The sequence below is a fragment of the Geodermatophilus sp. SYSU D01105 genome (genome assembly GCF_054050095.1).
On record NZ_JBJGYR010000001.1, the window covers coordinates 300,624 to 319,334 of the forward strand.

General features: G+C 75.1%; 21 protein-coding genes. 16 read left to right on the forward strand and 5 right to left on the reverse strand.

From position 1 onward, the window contains the following. Positions 1-77: 77 nt before the first annotated feature. Positions 78-761 carry a type II toxin-antitoxin system VapB family antitoxin gene (locus ACI79I_RS01530; protein ID WP_456990349.1) on the reverse strand — a complete coding sequence of 228 codons (684 nt, stop codon included), beginning with the start codon at positions 759-761 and terminating at the stop codon, positions 78-80. Between ACI79I_RS01530 and hrcA the strand changes: the two genes are divergently transcribed. Genes hrcA through ACI79I_RS01545 form a run of 3 tightly spaced genes read left to right on the forward strand, consistent with a single transcriptional unit; the run spans position 721 to position 3,703 of the window. Beyond that, complete coding sequence (gene hrcA, locus ACI79I_RS01535; RefSeq protein ID WP_456990351.1) at positions 721-1,743, forward strand: heat-inducible transcriptional repressor HrcA; 1,023 nt, start codon at positions 721-723, stop codon at positions 1,741-1,743. The two genes, ACI79I_RS01530 and hrcA, sit on opposite strands and share 41 nt — an antisense overlap. 15 nt (positions 1,744-1,758) lie before the next feature. Beyond that, on the forward strand, positions 1,759-2,895 hold the full coding sequence (gene dnaJ, locus ACI79I_RS01540; RefSeq protein ID WP_456990353.1) for a molecular chaperone DnaJ: 1,137 nt from the start codon (positions 1,759-1,761) through the stop codon (positions 2,893-2,895). 43 nt (positions 2,896-2,938) lie between these two features. After that, positions 2,939-3,703, forward strand: coding sequence for a 16S rRNA (uracil(1498)-N(3))-methyltransferase (locus ACI79I_RS01545; RefSeq protein WP_456990355.1), 765 nt, complete (start codon positions 2,939-2,941; stop codon positions 3,701-3,703). Between the two features lie 10 nt (positions 3,704-3,713). On the opposite strand, the gene ACI79I_RS01550 is transcribed toward ACI79I_RS01545, so the two are convergent. The 3 genes from ACI79I_RS01550 to ACI79I_RS01560 all read right to left on the reverse strand — a co-directional run bounded on the left by ACI79I_RS01550 (position 3,714) and on the right by ACI79I_RS01560 (position 7,029). Then, positions 3,714-5,327 carry a PhnE/PtxC family ABC transporter permease gene (locus ACI79I_RS01550; RefSeq protein ID WP_456990357.1) on the reverse strand — a complete coding sequence of 538 codons (1,614 nt, stop codon included), beginning with the start codon at positions 5,325-5,327 and terminating at the stop codon, positions 3,714-3,716. Beyond that, entirely contained in the window at positions 5,324-6,004 is a 681-nt protein-coding gene (locus ACI79I_RS01555; RefSeq protein ID WP_456990359.1) for a phosphonate ABC transporter ATP-binding protein, read from the reverse strand. Before ACI79I_RS01555 ends, ACI79I_RS01550 begins: the two co-directional genes overlap by 4 nt. Positions 6,005-6,066: 62 nt before the next feature. Beyond that, positions 6,067-7,029, reverse strand: coding sequence for a putative selenate ABC transporter substrate-binding protein (locus ACI79I_RS01560; protein WP_456990361.1), 963 nt, complete (start codon positions 7,027-7,029; stop codon positions 6,067-6,069). A 158-nt stretch (positions 7,030-7,187) separates the two neighbouring features. Here ACI79I_RS01560 and ACI79I_RS01565 point away from each other — a divergent pair, with 158 nt between their 5' ends. The 8 genes from ACI79I_RS01565 to ACI79I_RS01600 all read left to right on the forward strand — a co-directional run bounded on the left by ACI79I_RS01565 (position 7,188) and on the right by ACI79I_RS01600 (position 13,591). After that, positions 7,188-7,544 carry a histidine triad nucleotide-binding protein gene (locus ACI79I_RS01565; protein WP_456948263.1) on the forward strand — a complete coding sequence of 119 codons (357 nt, stop codon included), beginning with the start codon at positions 7,188-7,190 and terminating at the stop codon, positions 7,542-7,544. 75 nt (positions 7,545-7,619) lie between these two features. Next, positions 7,620-9,071: a diguanylate cyclase domain-containing protein gene (locus ACI79I_RS01570; protein ID WP_456990364.1), complete on the forward strand. Its 1,452-nt coding sequence runs from the start codon at positions 7,620-7,622 to the stop codon at positions 9,069-9,071. A 35-nt stretch (positions 9,072-9,106) separates the two neighbouring features. Continuing rightward, positions 9,107-9,325 (forward strand): hypothetical protein, encoded by a 219-nt coding sequence (locus ACI79I_RS01575; RefSeq protein WP_456990366.1) that lies wholly within the window; start codon positions 9,107-9,109, stop codon positions 9,323-9,325. Further along, the gene (locus tag ACI79I_RS01580; protein ID WP_456990368.1) at positions 9,322-10,134 is read left to right on the forward strand and encodes an enoyl-CoA hydratase/isomerase family protein; all 813 of its coding nucleotides are present in this window, start codon (positions 9,322-9,324) and stop codon (positions 10,132-10,134) included. Before ACI79I_RS01575 ends, ACI79I_RS01580 begins: the two co-directional genes overlap by 4 nt. A gap of 198 nt (positions 10,135-10,332) precedes the next feature. After that, the gene (locus ACI79I_RS01585; RefSeq protein ID WP_456990370.1) at positions 10,333-11,385 is read left to right on the forward strand and encodes a PhoH family protein; all 1,053 of its coding nucleotides are present in this window, start codon (positions 10,333-10,335) and stop codon (positions 11,383-11,385) included. 5 nt (positions 11,386-11,390) lie between these two features. Continuing rightward, on the forward strand, positions 11,391-11,924 hold the full coding sequence (gene ybeY, locus ACI79I_RS01590; protein ID WP_456990372.1) for an rRNA maturation RNase YbeY: 534 nt from the start codon (positions 11,391-11,393) through the stop codon (positions 11,922-11,924). Continuing rightward, positions 11,921-13,255, forward strand: coding sequence for a hemolysin family protein (locus ACI79I_RS01595; protein ID WP_456990374.1), 1,335 nt, complete (start codon positions 11,921-11,923; stop codon positions 13,253-13,255). The genes ybeY and ACI79I_RS01595 overlap by 4 nt, the downstream gene beginning before the upstream one ends. 6 nt (positions 13,256-13,261) lie before the next feature. After that, positions 13,262-13,591 carry a cytidine deaminase gene (locus tag ACI79I_RS01600; RefSeq protein ID WP_456948256.1) on the forward strand — a complete coding sequence of 110 codons (330 nt, stop codon included), beginning with the start codon at positions 13,262-13,264 and terminating at the stop codon, positions 13,589-13,591. 19 nt (positions 13,592-13,610) lie between these two features. Here the strand turns inward: ACI79I_RS01600 and ACI79I_RS01605 are convergent, their stop codons facing one another. Beyond that, positions 13,611-14,207 carry a hypothetical protein gene (locus ACI79I_RS01605; protein ID WP_456990377.1) on the reverse strand — a complete coding sequence of 199 codons (597 nt, stop codon included), beginning with the start codon at positions 14,205-14,207 and terminating at the stop codon, positions 13,611-13,613. Positions 14,208-14,294: 87 nt separating this feature from the next. Between ACI79I_RS01605 and era the strand changes: the two genes are divergently transcribed. From era to ACI79I_RS01630, 5 genes are all read left to right on the forward strand, one after another. Next, positions 14,295-15,209 carry a GTPase Era gene (gene era, locus ACI79I_RS01610; RefSeq protein WP_456990379.1) on the forward strand — a complete coding sequence of 305 codons (915 nt, stop codon included), beginning with the start codon at positions 14,295-14,297 and terminating at the stop codon, positions 15,207-15,209. A gap of 16 nt (positions 15,210-15,225) precedes the next feature. Beyond that, on the forward strand, positions 15,226-16,008 hold the full coding sequence (recO, locus tag ACI79I_RS01615; RefSeq protein WP_456948250.1) for a DNA repair protein RecO: 783 nt from the start codon (positions 15,226-15,228) through the stop codon (positions 16,006-16,008). A gap of 23 nt (positions 16,009-16,031) precedes the next feature. Next, positions 16,032-16,784, forward strand: a complete 753-nt coding sequence (locus tag ACI79I_RS01620) for an isoprenyl transferase (protein WP_456990381.1) — start codon at positions 16,032-16,034, stop codon at positions 16,782-16,784. 8 nt (positions 16,785-16,792) lie between these two features. After that, positions 16,793-17,089, forward strand: a complete 297-nt coding sequence (locus tag ACI79I_RS01625; protein ID WP_456990383.1) for an antibiotic biosynthesis monooxygenase family protein — start codon at positions 16,793-16,795, stop codon at positions 17,087-17,089. Positions 17,090-17,187: 98 nt separating this feature from the next. Then, entirely contained in the window at positions 17,188-18,591 is a 1,404-nt protein-coding gene (locus ACI79I_RS01630; protein ID WP_456990385.1) for a glycine--tRNA ligase, read from the forward strand. Positions 18,592-18,711: the final 120 nt, after the last annotated feature.

Sequence of the window (18,711 nt, forward strand, 5' to 3'; positions counted from 1 at the left end):
CCCGTCCTCACCGCTCGCAGGCTCGGGACGGAGCCGTGCGCCCTCGGAGGCTCGCGGCGGGACCCAGCACGGGGCCGTCAGTCGCGCGGGGGGCCCGGCACCGGTGGCTGGGCGGGGATCGCCTCGGTGGTCGGGCCGGTGGGCTCGGCCGGCATCAGCGCGTCGAGGTCGAGCACCCGGACGTGGATGACGGTGCGCTGCTGCAGCGCCGCCCGCAGGGCCCGGTGCAGGCCGTCCTCGAGGTAGAGGTCCCCGTGCCACTGGACGGCGTGGGGGAACAGGTCCCCGTAGAAGGTCGAGTCGTCGGCCAGCAGGGTGTCCAGCGCCAGCTCGCTCTTGGTCGTGACGAGGGTGTCGAGCCGGATCTGCCGGGGCGGGATCATGGCCCAGTCCCGCGTGGAGAGGCCGTGGTCGGGATAGGGCCGGCCGGTGCGGACCGCTTTGAAGATCAGGTTCCCGACCTCCTCTCTGCGGGCGCCCGGAGAGGGCGTCGAACCGTCGCCCGAGCCTATCGGCCGCCGCCTCCGGGGCCAGGGGCCCGCCCCGGTGCCCGACGTCCCCCGGTCGCGCGAGCCACGCGACTCGGCCCGGCGTCCGACGTATGCTGGGCTGGCACTCTGTCCGTGCGAGTGCCAGCCGTCCGAGCGGCCGGTGCCGGGGGAGCCCGGGAACCTCCGCGAGGGTGTCGCACGACGTCGACCGGTACGGGGAGGTGTCACCGTGGCGCACGACGAGCGCCGCCTGCAGGTCCTGCGGGCCATCGTCCAGGACTACGTCTCGACCAACGACCCGGTGGGCAGCAAGGCCCTCGCCGAACGTCACGACCTCGGCGTCTCGCCCGCCACCATCCGCAACGACATGGCCGTGCTCGAGGAGCAGGGCTACATCACCCAGCCGCACACCAGTGCCGGCCGGGTGCCCACCGACAAGGGCTACCGGCTCTTCGTCGACCGGCTCTCGGCGCTCAAGCCGCTGTCGGTGGCCGAGCGCAAGGCCATCGAGCGCTTCCTCGACGGCGCCCTCGACCTGCACGACGTCCTCAGCCGGACGGTCCGCCTGCTCGCGCAGCTGACCCACCAGGTCGCCGTCGTCCAGTACCCGACGCTCTCGCGCAGTTCGGTGCGCCACCTCGAGGTGGTGCAGGTGGCCAACTCCCGGCTGCTGCTGGTGCTGATCACCGACACCGGCCGGGTCGAGCAGCGCGTCGTCGAGTGCCCGGTCGACGTCGACCGCGACGACGTCGCCGAGCTGCGCAGCCTGCTGAACACCGCGTTCAGCGGGGCCAAGCTGGCCGACGCCGGGAGCCGGGTGCCCGACCTGCTCGACACCGCTCCGCCGCACCTGCGCCCGCTGGTGGCCGCGGTGAGCGCCGCCCTGATCGAGACCCTCGCCGAGCCCCGCGAGGACCGGCTGATCGTGGGCGGGACGGCGAACCTGGCCCGCGAGGCACGCGAGTTCCCCGGCAACCTGCGCCTGCTGCTGGAGGCGTTGGAAGAACAGGTCGTGGTCCTGCGGTTGATCAGCGAGGTGGACACCGGCGGCGCGGTGCTCGTGCGCATCGGCGAGGAGAACGCGCACGAGGCGCTCACCGGTGCGTCGGTGGTCTCCGTGGGGTACGGCTCCGCGGACCGGGCGCTCGGTGGCCTGGGCATCGTCGGCCCCACCCGCATGGACTACCCAACGAACATGGCCGCGGTCCGCGCCGTGGCCCGCTACGTCGGCCAGATCCTGGCCGAGAGCTGAGGCTGAGACTTCTCGATGGCAACCGACTACTACGGCGTGCTCGGGCTCTCCCGCGGCGCCAGCGACGCGGAGATCAAGAAGGCCTACCGCCGGCTGGCCCGGGACCTGCACCCCGACGTCAACCCCGACCCCGGGGCCAAGGAGCGCTTCCAGGAGGTCAGCCGCGCCTACCAGGCCCTGACCGACCCGGACAAGCGCCGCATCGTCGACCTCGGCGGCGACCCGTTCGACAGCAGCGCCGGCGCGGGCGCGGGCGGGCCGTTCGCGGGTGCCGGGTTCGGTGGCCTCGGCGACATCATGGACGCCTTCTTCGGCGGCGGGGCCACCGCCCGGGGCCCGCGCAGCCGCGTCCGTGCCGGTGGCGACGCGCTCATCCGGGTCGACCTCGACCTCGACGAGACGGTGTTCGGCACCACCCGGGAGATCACGGTCGACACCGCGATCCTCTGCGACGCGTGCACCGGCGCGGGCACCGCGCCGGGGACGCACGCCACCACCTGCACCACCTGCGCCGGCCGCGGCGAGGTGCAGAGCGTGCAGCGTTCCTTCCTCGGCCAGGTGGTCTCCTCGCGCAGTTGCCCGACCTGCGCCGGCACCGGCCAGGTCATCCCCGAGCCGTGCCCCAAGTGCGGCGGCGACGGGCGGGTCCGGGCGCGGCGCACCATCCCGGTCAAGGTGCCGGCCGGCGTCGAGGACGGCATGCGCATCCGGCTGACCGGCCACGGCGAGGTCGGCCCCGGCGGCGGCCCGGCCGGCGACCTCTACGTCGAGATCAACGAGAACCCGCACCCGGTCTTCACCCGGGACGGCGAGGACCTGCACTGCCGGGTCACGCTGCCCATGACCGCCGCCGCGCTCGGCACCACCCTCACGCTGGAGACCCTCGACGGCGAGGAGGAGGTCGACATCCGGCCCGGCACGCAGTCGGGCAGCGTGCTGACCCTCCGCGCGAAGGGCGCGCCGCGGCTGCGCGCCACCGGGCGCGGCAACCTGCTGGTCCACGTCGAGGTGGAGACGCCGACCCGCCTCGACGCCGAGCAGGAGAAGCTGCTGCGGGAGCTGGCCGCCCTGCGCGGCGAGGACCGTCCGGCGGCCTCCCACTCGGAGGAGCACGGGGGCCTGTTCTCCCGCGTGCGCGACGTGTTCAAGTGATCTCGCGGCCGGGCCCAGCGGTGTCGACGAGCGAGGAGGGCACGTGGGCGTGCTGACCGACGACCGCGTGCCCGAGCTCGACGGCGCGCCGCTGTTCCTGCTCGACGAGCTGCCCGACGCCGAGGAACTGCTCGTCGACGGCGCCGAGGGCCGGCACGCCGTCGACGTCCTGCGGCTGACCGTGGGGGAGCGGGTGCGGGTGGGCGACGGCCGGGGGACCGTCGCCGAGGGCGAGGTCGCCTCCGCCGGGCCGGAGGGCCTGCGGGTCGCGGTCTCCGCGCGGCACGAGGTGCCTCCGCCGGCGCTGGAGCTGGTCCTGGTGCAGGCGCTGCCCAAGGGGGAGCGCGGTCCGCTGGCGGTGGAGATGGCCACCGAGCTCGGCGTCGACCGGATCGTGCCGTGGGCGGCGTCGCGCAGCGTCACCCGCTGGCGCGAGGACCGGGCGGCCAAGGGCGTGGCGAAGTGGCGCGCCGCCGCGCGGGCGGCCAGCAAGCAGTCCCGGCGCCCGCGGGTGCCCGAGGTCACCGACATGATGACCACCCGCCAGGTGTGCGGGGCGCTCGCCGACGTCGACCTGGCCCTGGTCCTGCACGAGCAGGCCCGCCACCCGCTGGCGCGACTCGAGCTGCCGACGTCCGGGACCGTCGCGGTCGTCGTGGGGCCCGAGGGCGGCCTCTCCGACGGCGAGGTCGTGGCCCTGGCCGCCGCCGGTGCGCGTCCGGTCCGGCTGGGCCCCGAGGTGCTGCGCACCTCCACCGCGGGGGCCGCGGCGCTGGCCGCCCTGTCGGTCCGCACCCGCTGGGCCTGACCGTCCGACCTCAGCGCAGCGCGGCGCGCGCCCGGTCGCTCACGAGGTCGACGGCGAACGTCAGGACGACGACGGCGGCGAGCACCGTGGTCACCGCCGCCCAGTCGAACACGGCCAGCTCCGACGCCAGCAGCGCGCCGAGCCCGCCCGCGCCGAGCAGCCCGACCAGGACCGTGTCCCGGATGACCACCTCCCAGCGGTAGAGGGCGTAGGCCAGCACCGGCCCGGCCGCGAGGGGCAGGACGCCGTACAGCCAGGCCGCCGCGGGTCGGGCTCCCGACGCGGTCAGCGCCGCCCGCGGCCGCGGGTCCAGCTCCTCGGTGGCCTCCGCCGCCAGCCGGCCGAGCACGCCCAGCGTGTAGACCCCGAGCGCCAGCGCGCCGGGCAGCACCCCCGGCAGGAGCACGAACAGCAGCACGAGCGCCCACACCGGCGGCGGCACCGCGCGCAGCAGGAGCAGCCCGACCCGCACCAGCGCGCCCCCCACCCGCCGACGGCCCCCCACCCGCCCCGCCGGGCGGGCCGCGACGCCGGCCACCAGCACCGCGCCCAGGGTGGCCACGGCGATCGCGATCACCGACATCTGCACGGTGTCGACCGCCACGGAGCCGATCTGGCGCAGCAGGCCGCCGTCGGTGGCGGGTGGCCAGGCCGCGCCCAGCACGTAGGACAGCTGCTCGGTGGTCCGGGCCGAGACCAGTGCCGCCGGGGACAGCGCCAGGTACCACCACGACCAGCCGGAGAGCAGCAGGGCGCCGGCGACCGCAGCGACCGCCACGGGGTCCCGCCGTCGGGACGGCGGCGGCGCGGCCAGCCGGCGGCGCACCCCGCGCCCGGCGACGTCGGCGACCAGGCACAGCAGCGCCAGCGCGTACACGGCGCTCCACACCTGGTCCCAGCGCAGCGAGGCGAACGACAGTGACAGCTGGTAGCCCAGCCCCCCGGCGCCGATCAGCCCCAGGACCACCGCCGAGCGCACCGCGCACTCCAGCCGGTAGGAGGAGTACGAGAGCAGGCCACCCGCCGCGGCGGGCAGCAGCGCGTAGAGCGCGGCCGGGAGCCGTCCGGACCCGGCGGCCAGCAGCGCCGTGTGGCCGTCGCGGGGGACCTCGTCGACCAGGTCGGCGAACACCTTGGCGGTCACCGCCCCGTAGGGCAGGCCGATCGCGAGCACGCCGACCCACGGGTCCAGGCCCAGCACGTTGACCAGCAGCAGCCCCCACACCCCCTCGTGCAGGCCCCGCGGGACGGCGAGGACCCCGCGGGCGGCCAGCCAGCCGAGCCGGCGCCGTCCCCAGGTGGTGCGGGAGACCAGCACCGCCCCGACCGCACCGAGCACCAGTGCCAGGGCGGTGCCGGCCGCGGCGTAGGCGACGGTCACCAGCGTCGACCGGGCCAGCACGCCGAGGAACTCCGCGTCGAGGGCGGGGGAGAGGGCTGCCCCGGCGAACCGGCCGACCTGCGTGGTGCCGTCGCGGTTGACCACCGGGCCGCTGAACAGCCCGGCTCCGGCCAGCGACCACAGCAGGACGGCGGCCCCACCGGCCGCCCACAGCCACCGGCGGCGGTCCCGCCGCAGCGGGGGCGTCACCAGGGCGGCGCGCCGCGTCAGGAGCGTCGTCACGCCGGTGCCCCGTAGAACGCGGTGAGGTCCGCGGCCGACAGCGCGGCCGCCGGGCGGTCGAGCACGACCCGGCCGTCGGCCAGACCGACCACCCGGTCGCAGTGCCGGGACACCAGCCCGGGGTCGTGCAGGGCGGCGACCAGTGCCCCACCCCGTGCCCGGGCGAGCCCGCCCAGCAGCTCCAGCGCGCGGTCGGCCAGCGCCGGGTCCAGCGCGGAGGCGGGCTCGTCGGCGAGCACGAGGTCGGGCCGCTGGACCAGCAGCCGGGCGATCGCCACCCGCTGCCGCTGACCGCCGGAGAGCCGCTCGGTGCGCTCGAAGGCGCGGTCGGCCAGACCGACCCGGTCGAGCGCGGCGACCACCTCCGGCACGCCCTGCGGACGCACCAGCGACCACGCCGCCCGCACGGTGGGCCAGTCCGACAGCCGGCCGGCGTTCACGTTGTGCACCACCCGCAGCTGCCCGACGAGGTCCAGGTGCTGGTGCACCGTGCCCACCCGGGCGCGCAGCCGCCGCAGCGCCCGACCGCGGAGCGTGGCCGGGTCGGCGTCCAGCACGCGGACCGACCCCGCCGTGGGCGTCACCGTCCCGTTGGCCAGCCCCAGCAGCGTGGACTTCCCGGCTCCCGACGCGCCGACGACGGCGACCCGCTCGCCGGGACCGACCGTGAGGTCCACCCCGGCCAGCGCCGTCGTCCCGCCGTACCGGACCTCGACGCCGGAGAGCCGCAGGACGGCGGTCAGCTGACCAGTCCCAGGTCGCGGCCGATCTCCTCGATCCGGTCGTAGTTAGCGGCCTCGGTGGGCACGAAGGAACCGGCGCCGAACAGGTCGAGGACCTCGCCGTCGTCCGGGTCGTCGGCCGACAGGCCGGTGAGGTGCTCCCGCAGCCGGCCGGGCAGGTCCGGGGCCTCGAGCCGCTCGGCGGCCCGCGGGCCGAGCAGCCAGTGGTAGTCGTGGTAGGTCGGCGTCTCGGCGTACCGGACGACGGCCGGGTCCACGGCACCCTCCGCCGACCGCGACGTCCAGACCTGCGCGTTGAGCACGCCGGCCTGGTAGCTGTTCGAGGCGACCAGCGCGAGCGTGGCGTCGTGCGAGCCGGAGAAGCCCGGCCCGCCGGGGAAGCCCTGCGGGTCGACCCCGGCCTCGCGGAGGAAGTACGCGGGCATGAGCCGGCCCGAGGTCGAGGTCTCGCTGCCGTAGGTGAACCGCAGCCCGGCCAGCGCGGGGAGGTCGTCGGACGGCGCCAGCCCCGTGCCGGCGTTGACGACGAAGACCGAGGTGAACCGCTCGTCGATGTCGCGCTGGGCGATCGGCTCGGCACCGGGCGTCTGCAGCCGGGCCTGGACGCCGGTCAGCCCGCCGAACCAGACGAGGTCGAGGTCGCCGGTGCGGAACAGCGAGACCGCGGCGCCGTAGTCGGTGACCGGGCGGTACTCGACCTCGAGGTCGAGCGCGGTCGCCATCGAGTCGGCGACGGTGCCGTACAGGCGCTGGAGTACCTCGGGGTCCTGGTCGGGGATGGCGCCGATGCGCAGCGGGCCGCCGGGGTCCGGGGCCGCCGCGGAGACGGGGGAGGAGCGGCCGCAGCCGGGCAGGGCGGCGGCGAGGGCGATGCCGGCCCCGGCGAGAAGGGCGCGGCGGGAGAACGGGGGGAGCGGGCTTCCGGGGCCACCCGACCGGGCGACGCGACGGGCGCTCACTACGTCCTCGAGCTGGGGGAGCGGGCGGGCACGGGACACCTCCGGGGAGAGGGGACGAGGGGGTCCATCCTGTACCGGGCCGCGGGCGGCCACCCCTCAGGGGCCCGCACCGCGCGTGCGAGGTGTGGGGGGAGGGCGGTCCTCCTAGGGTCCGGGACGTGGACTGCCTGTTCTGCCGCATGGTCGCCGGTGAGGTCCCGGCCACCGTCGTGCACGAGACCGACCGGACCCTCGCCTTCCGGGACATCAACCCGCAGGCCCCGACGCACGTCCTGGTGATCCCGCGGGACCACCACCCCACGGTCGCCTCCCTGGCCGCCGCCGACCCCGACCTGCTGGCCGCCGTCGTCCGCGCGGCGCACGAGGTGGCGGTGCAGGAGGGGCTGGCGACCGAGTACGACGTCGAGCCCGGCTACCGGGTCGTGACCAACACCGGTCCGGCGGCCGGGCAGACCGTGCACCACGTGCACCTGCACGTCCTGGGCGGCCGGCACCTCAACTGGCCGCCCGGCTGAGGGCGGTCACCCGTCCGGGGGACGGCGGGGAGCCGGCGGCTGCACCCCGGCCGCCGGCGCACCGATGCCCCTCGTGTGACCCATGACGACCCGGGGCTCCTGGCCGACGCCGAGCTGCGCACGATCGTGCGGCTGGCCGCGGCGCTGCTGGCGACTCCCTGCGCGACGGTCAACATCCTCGAGGCCGAGCACCAGTGCCAGCTCGCCACGCACGGCTTCGCCGGCGGGACCTCACCGCGCGCCGAGTCGCTGTGCCACCGGACCCGCGCACTCACCGACGGCGTCTTCGCCAGCGCGGACCTGAGCCGCGATCCGCGCTTCGCGGGCAGCCCGTGGGTGGACGGCCGGTACGGCCGCGCCCGGGGGTACGCCAGCGCGCCGCTGCGGCTGGACGGCGCCGTGATCGGCACCCTGTGCGTCTTCGATCCCGAGCCGCACGAGTTCAGCGAGCTGGACGAGCAGCGGCTGGCCGACCTCGCCGACGTGGTCGCGGCGCTGCTGGAACGGTGCCGCCAGAGCCGGCTGGTCGGTGAGCTGGCGGCCGAGCTGACCCGCGCGCGGGCCTTCGACCAGGCGCTGCTGGACGCCCTGCCGGTCGGGGTCGTGGCAGCGGACGCCGAGGGGCGGGTGCAGGTGTTCAACCGCGTGAGCCGGGCGTGGCACGGCGACGTGGGTCCCGACGCCGTCCTGGGCTCGGACGTGGCCGGGCGGCTCGGCCTGTACGGACCCGATGCGACGACCCTGCTGCGGGACGAGGAGCTGCCGCTCGCGACGGTGCTGGCGGGCGGTGCGGTCAGCGACGTGGAGGTCGTCCTCGCGTCCGGGAACGGGGGGCTGCGCCGGCTCTCGGTGACCGGCGCGCCGATCCACGGCCCGCACGGCGAGTCGCTCGGCGGCGTCGTCGCGATGGCCGACGTGACCCGGCAGCGCGACCTGGAGGACCAGCTCCGCGCCGAGGCGCTGCACGACACGCTGACCGGCCTGCCGCACCGCGGGCTGCTGGTCGACCGGGTCCGTTCCGCCCTGCACGGTGCGGTGCGGTCGGGTGTCCCGGTCGCCGTCCTCTTCTGCGACCTCGACGGCTTCAAGGCGGTCAACGACGCGTGGGGTCACGCGGCCGGCGACACGGTGCTGCGCGAGACCGCCCGGCGGCTGCACACGGTGCTGCGCCCGGGCGACACGGTGGGCCGGCTCGGCGGCGACGAGTTCGTCGTCGTCTGCCCCGACGTGCCGACCGAGGAGGCCGCCGCCGTGGTGGTCGAGCGCATCGACCGCGCGGTCACCGCCCCCATGACGGTGGACGGCGGCCCCGCGGGGCAGGTGCAGGTGACCGTGGGGGTCAGCACCGGCGCCGCGCTGTCCCGCCCCGGGGACGCCCCCGAGGCGCTGCTGACGCGGGCGGACGCCGCGATGTACCGGGTCAAGCGCGACCACCACGCGTCCGTCGGCCGACCCGGGGACGACGGCCCCCACGCGCAGGGGGAGGCCGTCGTCGCCGGGGTCAGGAGGCCGGCCGGGCGCGGGTGACCAGCCGGACGCCGGACACCACCGGCGGCAGCCGGATGAGGACGAACGCGACCGCGGGGATCGCCGCCCGCCTGTACCTCGGCGAGGCGACCGTGGGGACCCACCCGTCCCGGATGCTCACCGAGCTCGACCCGCGTGACCGCGTGCAGGCGGTCGCCTTCGCCTCCGCAGCGGCCTGGTCCCGCTCACCCCGCCCGGCGGCCGACCGGCCGGAGTGGCCCCGGCGGCCCCGCGGCGACAGGCTCGGCGCATGAGCGAGCCCGTGCGCATCGAGCGGGACGGCGACGTCGCCGTCGTCGTCCTGGACAACCCGCCGCTGAACCTCTTCGACGCCCCGGTGTTCGACGCGATCGAGCGGGTCGCCGACGAGCTGGTCGCCCTGACCGACCCGGCGGACCCCGGCCGCGCCCGGGCGGTGCTGGTCGAGGCGCGCGGCCGGGTCGTCTCCGGCGGGGTCGACGTCACCTTCTTCCGGGACATCGCCGAGGGCCCGGACCCGGTCGGTGAGGGCGCCCGCCTGTGGCGCCGGCTGCTGCGGGTCGCCCAGGCGGTCGAGGACCTGCCGGTGCCCACGGTGTTCGCCGCGCACGGGCTGACCCTCACCGCCGCCTTCGAGCTCGCGCTGGCCTGCGACGTGCTGCTGGCCGCCGAGAGCGCGTCGTTCGGGCTGGTCGAGATCGTCGTCGGCCTGACCCCGTCGATGGGCGGGCCGCAGCGGCTGGCCGAGCGGGCCGGCCCGGCACGGGCCAAGGAGCTCGTCTTCACCGGGGAGCGCTACCCGGCCGCGGTGCTGGAGCGCTGGGACGTGGTCAACCGGGTCCTCCCCGACGACGGCTTCGCCGAGGCCGCCCGCGGCTACGCCCGCCGCGTCGCCGCCGGCCCGACCGTCGCGCACGCGGCCACCAAGACGCTGGTCGCCACCGCCGTCCGCCAGGGCGCGCGGGCCGCCGACGACCTGGTCCCGGAGGTCTCCGGCGCCCTGTTCGGCACCGAGGACCTGCGCGGCGCCGTCCGCTCCTTCCTCACCGAGGGGCCGGGGAAGGCCACCTACACCGGGCGGTGAGCGGCCCTCGACGCGCGGTTCCGGGGGCCGGGCCGCGGGTAGACTCGCGGTGTCCAGATCGCCGTCGCAGGAAGGCAGGGTCGAGGGTTCTTGCCCGACTCCTCCCCGAACGTCCCCGTGCCGGGTGCTCCCACGTCCCGTGAGGCATCGGCCCAGGCCGCAGCGGCGGACGGCCACCTCGGCTCGCCCGCCCCGTCCGTGACCGGCCTCGGGGACGTCGCCCCGGCCGCGGTGCGGACCACCATCACCGTCCCCGACTCGGTCCCCATGGTCGCCCTGCTCGGCACCGGCGACGAGCTGCTCCGGCTCGTCGAGAACGAGGTCGACACCGACGTCCACGTGCGCGGCAACGAGATCGCCGTCACCGGGCAGCCGGCCGACAACGCCTTCGCCGTCGCCGTCTTCGACGAGCTCATCGCGCTGCTCGGCACCGGCCAGGCGCTGCGCCCGGACTCGGTGCGCCGGGTCATCGGGATGCTCCGCGCGGGCGGCTCGGAGCGCCCGGCCGACGTCCTCAGCCTCGACATCATCAGCCGGCGGGGCCGCACGATCCGGCCCAAGACGCTGAACCAGAAGCGCTACGTCGACGCCATCGACGCGCACACCGTCGTCTTCGGCATCGGCCCGGCCGGCACCGGCAAGACCTACCTGGCGATGGCCAAGGCGGTGCAGGCGCTGCAGACCAAGCAGGTCAACCGGATCATCCTCACCCGGCCGGCGGTCGAGGCCGGCGAGCGGCTCGGCTACCTGCCCGGGACGCTGTCGGAGAAGATCGACCCGTACCTGCGGCCGCTGTACGACGCGCTGCACGACATGGTCGACCCCGAGTCGATCCCGCGGCTCATGCAGTCGGGCACCATCGAGGTGGCGCCGCTGGCCTACATGCGCGGCCGCACGTTGAACGACGCGTTCGTCATCCTCGACGAGGCGCAGAACACCACCGCCGAGCAGATGAAGATGTTCCTCACCCGGCTGGGCTTCGGGTCCAAGATCGTGGTCACCGGCGACGTGACGCAGGTCGACCTGCCCGGCGGCGCGCAGAGCGGGCTGAAGATCGTCCGCGAGATCCTCGACGGCATCGAGGACGTCCACTTCGCGAACCTGACCAGCTCCGACGTCGTCCGCCACCGGCTGGTGGGCGACATCGTCGACGCCTACGAGCGCTGGGACGCCTCGCAGAAGCGCAGCACGCCGGCGAGCGGCTCCCAGCCGCCGGTGCGCCCCTCGCGGCCGCGCCGGCAGGGGAGCTGACCGGCATGCCCGTCGAGGTGGCCAACGAGTCCGAGATCGCCGTCGACGAGTCCTCGCTCGCGGCGATCTGCACCTACGTGCTCGCCGAGATGGGGGTCAACCCCATGGCCGAGCTGTCGGTGCTGTGCGTCGACAGCGACTACATGAGCACGCTGCACGAGCGCTGGATGGGGGAGAAGGGGCCGACCGACGTCCTCGCCTTCCCGATGGACGAGTTGGACACCGGACGTCCCGACGAGCCCGAGCCCGGTCCGGCGCTGCTCGGGGACGTCGTCCTCTGCCCCGCGGTCGCCGTCCGCCAGGCGCGCGCGGCCGGCCACACGATGGACGACGAGCTGATCCTGCTCGCCACCCACGGCGTGCTGCACATCCTGGGCTACGACCACATGGAGCCCGACGAGGAGAAGGAGATGTTCGGCCTGCAGTCGAAGCTGCTCGAGGGCTGGCGCTCCGCACCGCGGGCGCCCATGACCGGGGACGCCGTCGACCGGGGCGCCGCCGAGCAGGGGGCCGGCGACCGGGGGCCGGGCCAGCGATGACCTCCGGCGAGATCACCCTCCTGGTGATCGCCGTCTGCCTGATCCCGCTCGCGGGCCTCTTCGGCGCCATGGACGCGGCCCTGCAGCGCGTCTCCAAGGCGCGGGTCGACGAGATGCGGCGGGACGGCGTCACGCGCGCCGCCGTGCTGGCCGACGTCGTGGGCGAGCGTGCCCGCCACGTGGCGCTGCTGCTCCTGCTGCGGATCGCCTGCGAGATGGTCGCGGCGGTGCTGGGCACCGTCGTCCTGTACCGGCTCTGGGGCGGGGGCTGGCAGACCGTCCTCACCGCGGCCGGCGTCATGACCGTGGTCAGCTACGTGCTGGTCGGCGTCGGGCCGCGCACCCTCGGCCGCCAGCACGCCTACGGCGTCGCCCTGGCCAGCGCCGGGGTCGTCCGGCTGCTGGGCCGGGTGCTGGGGCCGGTCGCCACCCTGCTGATCCTGGTCGGCAACATGATCACCCCGGGCCGCGGCTACCGCGACGGGCCGTTCTCCTCCGAGGTCGAGCTGCGCGAGCTGGTCGACATGGCCGAGGAGCGCGGCGTCGTCGAGTCCGGCGAGCGCAACATGATCCACTCGGTGTTCGAGCTGGGCGACACGATCGCCCGCGAGGTGATGGTGCCGCGCACCGACGTGGTCTGGATCGAGCGCACCAAGACCGTCCGCCAGGCGCTCGCGCTGGCGCTGCGCAGCGGCTTCAGCCGCATCCCGGTGATCGGCGACAACGTCGACGACGTCGTCGGCGTCGTCTACCTCAAGGACCTGATCCGCCGGGCCCAGGGCGACCCGAAGAACGGGCCGCGGGTCGAGGAGATCATGCGGCGGCCGACGTTCGTGCCCGAGTCCAAGCCGGTGGACGAGCTGCTGCGGGACATGCAGGCGCAGCGCATCCACATCGCGATCGTCGTCGACGAGTACGGCGGCTTCGCCGGGCTGGTCACCATCGAGGACATCCTCGAGGAGATCGTCGGCGAGATCGCCGACGAGCACGACGCGTTCCAGCGGCCGCCGGTCGAGCAGCTGCCCGACGGCTCGGCCCGGATCACCGCCCGGCTGCCGGTGGGCGACCTCGCCGAGCTCTTCGGCGTGGAGCTCCCCGAGGACGACGACGTGGAGACCGTGGGCGGGCTGCTCGCCCGCGAGCTCGGCCGGGTGCCCATCGAGGGCTCCGAGGCCGAGGTGGGCGGGCTGCGCCTGGTCGCCGAGAGCACCGGGGGCCGGCGCAACCGGATCGACACGATCCTGGTCTGCCGGGTGCCCGAGCCCGTGGCCGAGGAGGGCGAGGAGTCGGGAGCCACCCGGGCGGACGTGCCGGCGGCCGTGGAAGGCTGACCCCTCGTGGACCTACAGCCCGAGGACGCCAAGCTCGTCACCCTCGCCCGCTCCGCCCGGGGCCGCACCGGCGCCCCCGAGGGCGCGGCCGTGCGCGACACCGACGGGCGCACCTACGTCGCGGCGACCGTCGCGCTCCCGTCGCTCGGGCTCTCCGCGCTGCAGGCCGCCGTCGCCGCCGCCGTCTCCAGCGGGGTGGAGGGGCTCGAGGCCGCGGCGGTCGTCTCGGCCGCCGACGCGGTGGAGGAGGCCGGGCTGAGCGCCGTCCACGACCTCACGCCGTCCGCCCCGGTGTTCCTCGCCGGCCCGGACGGCGCCGTCCGCGCCACCGCCTAGAGCGAGGACGCCTGCAGGGTCAGTCCAGTGGGTGCCCGAGGGCGCCGGCGAAGGCCTCCGGGTCGCGCACCCACACGGTGAGAGCCTGCTCGGTCGTGGCGTCGGCGGCCAGGTGGCGGACGGCGACCCGTGTCCGCCCCGGCCACCAGCCGCCCCGGCGCCGCGCCTTCGGCCAGCCCTCCGGCGGCGCACCGCGGCGGACCTCCAGCACGACGCTGCGGGCGACGACCTGCAGCGCCGACGTGCGGCGCAGGCCGGCGACGTCGGAGGACAGCCCCGAGTCGGAGACGGTGAGCCGGGTGGTGGACAGCACCACCACCGCGACCCCGACGACCAGCGCGATCGGCACCTCGCCGGCGGCCGCCGCCGGCCCGCCGGTCCAGGCGAACAGGCCCAGCCACGCCGCGACGAACAGCACCGCCGCGAGCACCAGCCAGCTCCGAGCAGCGTTGTACTGCCAGTACTCCAGCGGCGCGGGCGTCACCGTCGCGGAGCGCCGCGGACCCCGCCCCGGGAAGAAGCCGTACGCGGCCACCTGCGCGGCGTGCCGCTCGCGCTCCCGCAGCACCCGCACCGCCAGGGGCTCGGCCTGGTCCCGTCTCCTCCGTCCAGCCACGCCGGGATCCTCCCAGGCCGGACGACGTGTGCGCGGACACCGCCCGAGGAGGGCGGGGCTGTCGTCCGGCGGTGGGAGACTGGTCGGGTGACCTCGCCGGACCAGCCGTACCGCAGCGGCTTCGCCTGCCTCGTGGGCCGCCCCAACGCCGGCAAGACCACGCTCACCAACGCGCTGGTCGGCGAGAAGGTCGGCATCGTCAGCAACCGCCCGCAGACCACCCGGCACGCCATCCGCGGCGTCGTCCACCGGCCGGGCGGGCAGCTCGTGCTCGTCGACACCCCCGGCCTGCACAAGCCCAGGAGCCTGCTGGGCCGCCGGCTCAACGACGTCGTCCGCGACACGCTCTCCGAGGTCGACGTGGTGGTCTTCTGCGTGCCGGCCGACCAGCCCGTCGGCACCGGGGACCGGTTCATCGCCCGGCAACTGCGTGCGGTGGAGGCGCCGGTCGTGGTGGTGGTCACCAAGACCGACGTCGCCTCCCGGAAGCAGGTGGCCGAGCAGCTGGTGGCCGCCAGCTCCCTCGTCGACGCCGCCGAGGTCGTGCCGGTCAGCGCGGTCGCCGGCGACCAGGTCGAGCTGCTGGAGGACCTCTTGGTGGGCCTGCTGCCCGAGGGCCCGCCGCTCTACCCGGAGGAGCAGACCACCGACGAGGACGTCGAGCGGCAGATCGCCGAGCTGGTACGGGAGGCGGCGCTGGAGAAGGTCTTCCAGGAGGTGCCGCACTCCCTCGCCGTCACCGTGGAGGAGATGACCCGCCGGCCCGACCCCAGGCGGGCCGGCGGCGAGCTGGTCGAGGTGCACGCGCTACTGCACTGCGAGCGGCCCAGCCAGAAGCCGATGCTGCTCGGCCGGGGCGGGGAGGTCATCAAGGCGATCGGCACCGAGGCGCGCCAGGGGATCGAGACGCTGCTGGACGCCCGGGTGCACCTCGACCTGCACGTCACCGTGCTCGGCGAGTGGCAGGACGACCCGAAGAAGCTGAACAGGCTCGGGTACTGATGAACGGGCTGGGCCGATGAGCACCACACCGAAGGCGCTGTACCGCGACGAGGGCGTCGTCCTGCGCACCCAGAAGCTGGGGGAGGCCGACCGGATCGTCACGGTGCTCACCCGCCGGCACGGCAAGGTGCGGGCGGTGGCCAAGGGCGTGCGCCGCACCAAGAGCAAGTTCGGCGCCCGGCTGGAGCCGTTCACACACGTGGACCTGCAGCTCTACACCGGGCGGAACCTCGACATCGTCAGCCAGGCGGAGACGATCCGTTCCTACGGTCAGCCGATCGCCGGGGACTACCCCGCCTACACAGCCGGCACGGCGGTGCTGGAGACCGCCGACCGGCTCACCGCCGAGGAGAAGGAGCCCTCGCTGCGGCTGTTCCTCCTGGTGATCGGGGCGCTGCGGTCGCTGGCCGAGCGCAGCCACCCGGCGGGGCTGGTGCTCGACGCCTTCCTGCTGCGCGCCATGTCGGTGGCGGGCTGGGAGCCGGCGCTCTCCGGGTGCGCCCGCTGCGGCGAGGAGGGTCCGCACCGGCACTTCTCGGTGCCCGCCGGGGGCATGGTCTGCCCGCCTTGCCGGCCCGCCGGGTCGGCGATGCCCAACCCGGTCACCATCGAGCTGCTCGACGCCCTGCTCAGCGGGGACTGGGCGGCCGCCGAGGCCAGCCAGGGCACCACCCGCCGGGAGGGCAGCGGCCTGGTCGCCGCGCTGCTGCAGTGGCACCTCGAGCGCGGGCTGCGGTCCCTGCCGCTGGTGGACCGGAGCGAGTCGGCGCCCCGCCGCGAAGTGAGCTTCGCCGAGTGAGGCGTGAGGTCGTGCGTCGTGAGGTGAAGGCACCCAACCCGCACCCGTCCGGGGCCCGCCCGCCCGAGCTCCCGGCGGACAAGGTCCCGCAGCACGTCGCGATCGTGATGGACGGCAACGGCCGCTGGGCCAAGCAGCGCGGGCTGCCGCGGACGGCCGGCCACGAGGCGGGGGAGTCCTCGCTGTTCGACTGCGTCGAGGGGGCGATCGAGCTCGGCATCGGCGCCATCAGCGCCTACGCCTTCTCCACCGAGAACTGGCGGCGCAGCCCGGAGGAGGTGCGCTTCCTCATGGGCTTCAACCGCGACGTCATCCGCCGGCGCCGCGACGAGATGCACGAGCTCGGCGTCCGCGTGCGCTGGGCGGGCCGCCGTCCGCGGCTGTGGCGCAGCGTCATCAAGGAGCTGGAGGTCGCCGAGGACCTGACCCGCGACAACGACGTCCTCACGCTCACCATGTGCGTCAACTACGGAGGGCGCGCCGAGATCGCCGACGCCGCCGCGGCGATCGCCCGCGAGGCCGCCGCCGGCCGGCTGGACCCGGACAAGGTCGACGAGCGGACCGTCGCCCGCTTCCTCGACGAGCCGGACATGCCCGACGTCGACCTGTTCGTCCGCAGCTCCGGCGAGAACCGCACGAGCAACTTCCTGCTGTGGCAGTCGGCCTACGCCGAGTTCGTCTTCCTCGACACCCTCTGGCCGGACTTCGACCGCCGGCACCTGTGGGCCGCGTGCGAGGAGTACGCCTCGCGGCAGCGCCGCTTCGGGTCCGCGTAGGGGGCGGCGTGTTCGCGGTGACCCGCCTGCGGGTGTCGGGAGACGACGCCGGCGCCCTGGCCGCCGACGTCGAGGTGCTGCTGGCCGCCCTCGCCGCGCGGCCCGGGTTCCGGGACGGCGAGCTCGGCCGGTCCGCCGACGACCCGGGGCTGTGGGCGCTGGTGACCCGCTGGGACGGTGTCGGCGCCTACCGCCGCGCGCTCTCCGCCGCCGAGGTGAAGATCGCCGGGGCGCCGGTGTGGGTCCACGCCCTCGACGAACCCGGGGTCTACCTGCCCGGCGAGGACGCCGGCCGCCCCTCCTGAGGGGGCAGCGCCGGCGGTGCCGCGCCGGGCGGCCCGGCCGGGACAACTACCGTGGACGGGTCAACCCGCCGACCGCCAGCCGGATGGAGCCTCTCGCCGTGAGCGACAGCACCGCCAAGCACGACCCCGCCCGCCTCGACAAGGTGGTCAACCTCTGCAAGCGACGGGGCTTCGTGTTCCCGTCGGGCGAGATCTACGGCGGCACCCGCTCCGCCTGGGACTACGGGCCCCTGGGCGTCGAGCTCAAGGAGAACATCAAGAAGCAGTGGTGGCGCACCGTCGTCCAGAGCCGCGACGACATCGTCGGCCTGGACTCCTCGGTGATCCTGCCGCGCCAGACCTGGGTCGCCTCCGGGCACGTCGGGGTCTTCACCGACCCGCTGACCGAGTGCCAGAGCTGCCACAAGCGGTTCCGCGCCGACCACCTCGAGGAGGACTACGAGTCGCGCAAGGGCCGGGCGCCGGAGAACGGCCTGGCCGACATCAGCTGCCCGAACTGTGGCACGAAGGGCGCGTGGACCGAGCCGCGCGACTTCAACATGATGCTCAAGACCTACCTCGGCCCGGTCGAGGACGAGTCCGGCCTGCACTACCTGCGCCCGGAGACCGCGCAGGGCATCTTCGTCAACTTCGCCAACGTCATGGGCGCGGCGCGGAAGAAGCCGCCGTTCGGCATCGGCCAGATCGGCAAGTCCTTCCGCAACGAGATCACCCCGGGCAACTTCATCTTCCGGACCCGCGAGTTCGAGCAGATGGAGATGGAGTTCTTCGTCGAGCCGGGCACCGACGAGCAGTGGCACCAGTACTGGATCGACGAGCGCACCCGCTGGTACACCGACCTGGGCATCTCCCCGGACAACCTGCGCCACTACGAGCACCCGAAGGAGAAGCTGTCGCACTACTCGACGCGCACCGTCGACATCGAGTACCGCTTCGGCTTCCAGGGCTCGGAGTGGGGTGAGCTCGAGGGCATCGCCAACCGCACCGACTTCGACCTGAAGACCCACTCGGAGCACTCCGGCGCCGACCTCACCTACTTCGACCAGGGCACCAACACCCGCTGGACGCCGTACGTCATCGAGCCCGCGGCCGGCCTGACCCGCTCGCTGATGGCCTTCCTCGTCGAGGCCTACACCGAGGACGAGGCGCCCAACGCCAAGGGCGGCGTCGACACCCGCACCGTGCTGCGGCTGGACCCGCGGCTGGCGCCGGTGAAGGCCGCCGTCCTGCCGCTGTCGCGCAACGCCGACCTCTCGCCCAAGGCCCGCGACCTCGCCGCGAAGCTCCGGCAGAGCTGGAACGTCGACTTCGACGACGCCGGCGCGATCGGCCGCCGCTACCGGCGGCAGGACGAGATCGGCACGCCGTTCTGCCTCACCGTCGACTTCGACACCCTCACCGACGACGCGGTGACCGTGCGCGAGCGGGACTCGATGAGCCAGGAGCGGATCTCCCTCGACCAGGTCGAGGGCTACCTCAAGGCGCGCCTGCCCGTCTGCTGAGTGATCGGTGGGGGGGCGGGGGGGGCCCCCGCCCCCCCCCCCCCGGGCTGCCCCCCCCCCGGGTGGTGGCGCCCCACCCCGACCAACTGCCCCTCGGGTCTGACCAACACGACTTATTGT